Consider the following 2,161-nt stretch of genomic DNA (forward strand, 5'->3'; position numbering starts at 1 on the left):
GTCGGGCACCGCGCGGAAGATCATGGTGAGGTCGATGTCGCCGAAGTGCTCGGTCAGGAAGGCATCGACCGGCATGCGGGCGAGGACTTCGGCGATCTCGCGGGCATCCGCGCCGGGGCGCAGCGTCAGCGCGTACACGCCGGGTCGGACGGGAAGATGGGCATGGGTCTCTCTCCTGTTCGCGCAGGAAGGGATCAAGGTTCCGGTCGGGTGTTGCCGCACACGGCCGGAACCGCCTCAACGTGACTGGACGACCGTCCAGTGGCGCCTACGGTACACGTGGCGCTGGACGGTCGTCCAGTAGATTGCGGGTATGACGCAACCGCTCATGGGAGCGGCGGAGATCGCCCGCCGGCTTGGTGTCGGGCGAACGCGGGTGAACCAGCTTCTGAAGGAAGACCCGACGTTCCCCGCGCCGTATGCCTCCCTGGCCGCCGGTCACATCTGGCGGACCGACGACGTCGAGGCGTGGATTGCCGAACACCGGCCCGACCCCCCGCCGTCCGGCGGGCCGTGAGCGCGGTCATGCTGCCTGTCCGTCGTCGAGGCCGCGGAGCCGGTTGACGAAGGCGAGCAGTGAGGCCGACGGGATGCGTCGGGCGCGGCCGATGTGGACGGATTCGAGGTCGCCGCTGTTGAGCAGGTCGTAGATGGTGCTGCGGCTCACGCCGAGCAGGTCGGCGGCCTCGGTCGGGGTGAGCAGGAGCTTGGTCACGGGGGCTCTCCAGGCTTGCCGGGGCGGGGGTGGTCAGGCCGCTTCCGCCAGCGGCGGCCCGGTTGCCGAACCCCCGCCGGCCCCTGCTCCGGTGTCCTGTCCGAGCTGTGCGCGCCAGGCGTGGCGTTGCGCGATGGCGTGCAGGATCAGGTGTTCGCGGCGGGGCGCGGCCGGGTCCCCGGGCCGTAGCAGGGTCCAAGCGAGACGGGCCGGATCGTCTTCGGGTGCGGCCGGGCCGGTGCCGGTGGCGCCGAGTGCTGCGAGTTGCTGGCGGATGAAGTCGACCCGGTCGTGGCGGTGATCGGTGAGGGTCTTGCCGGACCAGCGGCGGGAGACCAGCACCCGCCGGCCGCCGAAGCCCAACGTTTCGCGCCGGTGTGCTTTGCCGGTGCACCGGCCGGGGGTGAGGTCCCGGCGGGGGTTGCGGGGTTGGATGCCGTAGCGCAGCCAGTTCGCACACGTCGGGGAGCACGGTTCGTAGCGCAGGGCGTCCGCGAGCCGGTCGACGTGCGCCCGTTGCCGGTCGGTGTCGATGGCGTGGCAGGCGTCGAGGCTCTTCGTCAGGTACTTGGTCAGATAGCCGATCATCCGGCCAGTGTTCGTCGAGTTCGCGGTCACCCCGTCCGCGCGGAGCTGCGCGCCGAACCGCACCACATGGGCGGGTTCGTCATCCTCGCCGATCGCGTCGAGCGCCGCATCCCAGGAGGGCAACGGGACGCCGGTAGCCGGGTCGAGGTAGCCGCCGGTGGTGTCGTCCCAGACGGGCAGATGCTGATCGTCGTAGACCGGCCGGTCCGTGGAGGGCCACCAGACCTGGTGGTAGGTGGCCGCCGCGACCAGGCGCAGCATCACCCGGGGCACGGTGCCGCGGATCGCGGCGTGCAGGTGGGGGGCCAACCGGCGTTGGGGTTCGAGCGCGGCGAAGTACTGGACATCCCAGCCGACCGCGCGGCGCAGGTTCTGCCAGAACCGGTCCAGCAGCTTCGGGAAGTGGATCGCGTCCCGCGCCGCCCGCCGATAGTCATACGAGCCCGGGTCCACCGGGGTGCCGTCGGAACGCACCCGCCCGTACGAGTCGCAGGTCAGGGTCAGGAACATCGACGGCCGCCATACCGTCCCGTCCGGCGCGGTGAACGTCCGCCCGACCGTGCGCCGCTCGACGGGAAGTCGGGGCAGGTCGGGGGCATCCTGGCGACGCTTCGTCGAGCGGACCCGACGCGGCCGGTCCCGTTCTTCCGGTGCGATCCGCCCGCGGACGCCGAGGTCGGACAGTTCCTGGTCGACCTGGCCGATCAGTTCGTCGATCTCGCCGACCTGGCCGGTGTCGCCGGCCGCCAGGACCTCACCGCGCGCTTCCTCCAGGTCCGCCCGCAGCGTCGCCAACGCTTTGGCGTCGTCCGTGGGCGGGTCGGGGTCGGGAAGGGGTTCGTCGTCGAGGTGCCATCC

General features: G+C 71.6%; 3 protein-coding genes and 1 pseudogene. 1 reads left to right on the forward strand and 3 read right to left on the reverse strand.

What is annotated here, in order from left to right:
* Window positions 1-222: pseudogene (locus tag NBZ85_RS30550) on the reverse strand (hypothetical protein); the annotation flags it as partial.
* A gap of 91 nt (window positions 223-313) precedes the next feature.
* Here NBZ85_RS30550 and NBZ85_RS30555 point away from each other — a divergent pair.
* Window positions 314-517 (forward strand): helix-turn-helix transcriptional regulator, encoded by a 204-nt coding sequence (locus tag NBZ85_RS30555; RefSeq protein ID WP_261563365.1) that lies wholly within the window; start codon window positions 314-316, stop codon window positions 515-517.
* A 6-nt stretch (window positions 518-523) separates the two neighbouring features.
* On the opposite strand, the gene NBZ85_RS30560 is transcribed toward NBZ85_RS30555, so the two are convergent.
* The gene (locus NBZ85_RS30560) at window positions 524-715 is read right to left on the reverse strand and encodes a helix-turn-helix domain-containing protein (RefSeq protein WP_055409613.1); all 192 of its coding nucleotides are present in this window, start codon (window positions 713-715) and stop codon (window positions 524-526) included.
* Window positions 716-748: 33 nt separating this feature from the next.
* Window positions 749-2,161 (reverse strand): replication initiator (locus NBZ85_RS30565; RefSeq protein WP_261563366.1); only part of this gene is annotated, 1,413 nt, incomplete at its 5' end.

This window comes from Frankia tisae, assembly GCF_025403405.1.
GTDB lineage: Bacteria > Actinomycetota > Actinomycetes > Frankiales > Frankiaceae > Frankia > Frankia tisai.

Excerpts from the sequence above, each read along its gene's own strand:
- NBZ85_RS30555 (WP_261563365.1), top strand. The coding sequence starts at position 314 with ATGACGCAACCGCTCATGGGAGCGGCGGAGATCGCCCGCCGGCTTGGT.